Raw genomic sequence first — 1,871 nt, 5'->3', positions numbered from 1 at the left:
TTGCAGTGAGTAGACCAAGGGAACCTCCCCCTTAGTCTCTCTCAGAACCGTACGTGAACCTCTCAGCTCATACGGCTCCCATTATTCATCGCCGGTAGTATTCCATATTTCCAATGCGCAAATAACTTGCTTTCTCGCTTTGCAATAGCTCCTAGCCAATATTCTGCTCTTCTTCGATGTTTTCGCTTCTTATATTTTCGGCGAACCCATTTTACCAAGCAACTATTGATGTATCGCAATACGCTATACATTTCCGATTTATAAAAATGTCCGTAATAATTAATCCATCCCTGGATTTTCTTATTAAACATGTTGGAAATATCCTGCAGATTTTTATCTACTTTGAGCTGTAATCGCCAACTTCTCACTTCTTTTCTGATTGCTTTCTTTGCCTTGTCGGCAATAGCTGGCAAGAAGTTTGTAAAGAATTTTCCATATTTATTCTTTGAGTGTCTTGGACGAAATGTGTATCCTAGAAAATCGAAAGAAATAGTCGAATATTCCCCTTGCCTATCATCATCTTTACAATAGACAATTTTCGTTTTCTCCAAGTTCAACTCCAAACCAAACAACCGAAATCTTTCTTCCAGTCTTCGTTGAAGATATTTGGCTTGTTTCAATGAGGCACAGTGTGCTATTCCATCATCGGCGTATCTTGCCCAAGGAATATTTGGAAATTCTTTTGCCATAAAATCATCAAATGTATAATGAAGAAATAGGTTCGCCAGAACTGGACTGATGACTCCTCCTTGCGGAGTGCCAGAAGTTCGCTCTGTTAACGTTCCGTCCTCCATTTGAAAAGGTGTAGTTAGCCATCTTTGTATATATAAGATGACCCATTCTTGATTTGTATGACGTTTTACCATTTCAATGAGGTAATCGTGTCGGATATTATCAAACAGTCCCTTAATATCGAACTCTAACACCCAGTCTTTCCTCCAACATCTTTTCCTTGTAGCCTCGATCGCATGAATCGCCGATTTATTTGGTCGGTATCCATAAGAATCTTCGTAGAACAATTTCTCCACTGTTGGTTCAAAATATAATTTCGCAACCATCTGTGCCACTCGGTCTTCAACTGTAGGAATTCCAAGTGTTCTTGTTCCACCATTCTTTTTGGGTATCGCTACTGCTTTTACTGGTTTTGGAAAATAGCTTCCTGAGGACATACGATTCCATAGTTTGTATAGATTATTTTTCAAGTCCATTTCGAAACTTTCAATAGATTGTTCATCAATCCCATATGTCCCTTTGTTAGCCTTTACTCGCTCAAATGCAGTCATTACTACATTCTTTGAAATACTAAACGGTTTTGCTTCTCGCATAGGTTCCTCCTCCTTTCAAAGTTGACCTATCTTTGAAACTGAATAACTTGGATTCTTCGCTCTACTTCTATTACAGAAGTTTCATCACTACTACAACCCAATCTGCCCCTATGACTGCATCGGTACTCTTTTCTTGTGGGTCTTCCACTTGAAATACTCCCTTAACATCAGCCCGTAGGTTCCCACGTTCCGTACAAACGCCTGTGTTATGTTCATGCCACCTCTATGCCGCCCACCGCTTAGACAGTAAACAGGTTTCCTCTAAACTTGTCCCAGATTAACGACTACCCCCTGGTTTTGATGGAGTCTCTACGCTTTCGACATTTCCGTAAGTGGTTTACTTGTTCGTTCATCTCCATAACACTCACTTGACAGTTCTTGACTGCCTTTTCCTTAACGCTCAATACCATAGCTTTTGACTACAGCACCTTAAGGTAGTTTGAAATCTCCACCTGTATGGCGATTCCGACGGGCCCACCGTCATCATTTGTACAGCATAGCTGCCTTGAGTAGTCTCGCTACTCACGCACACTTTCGTGGCGCACA

Annotated in this window: 1 protein-coding gene; it reads right to left on the bottom strand. The window is 40.8% G+C overall.

The genetic code is table 11. The features are described from left to right. Nucleotides 1–62: 62 nt before the first annotated feature. Nucleotides 63–1,325 (bottom strand): group II intron reverse transcriptase/maturase, encoded by a 1,263-nt coding sequence (gene ltrA / locus PY093_RS21205; RefSeq protein ID WP_275647710.1) that lies wholly within the window; start codon nt 1,323–1,325, stop codon nt 63–65. Nucleotides 1,326–1,871: the final 546 nt, after the last annotated feature.

The organism is Cytobacillus sp. S13-E01 (genome assembly GCF_029193815.1).
GTDB lineage: Bacteria > Bacillota > Bacilli > Bacillales > Bacillaceae_L > Bacillus_BV.
The sequence above is the reverse complement of the archived record's forward strand: the minus strand, read 5'-3'. Positions and strand labels throughout refer to the sequence as shown.

Bases quoted from the DNA above. Each gene is read 5' to 3' on its own strand.
- ltrA (WP_275647710.1), bottom strand. From the start codon at position 1,325: ATGCGAGAAGCAAAACCGTTTAGTATTTCAAAGAATGTAGTAATGACT.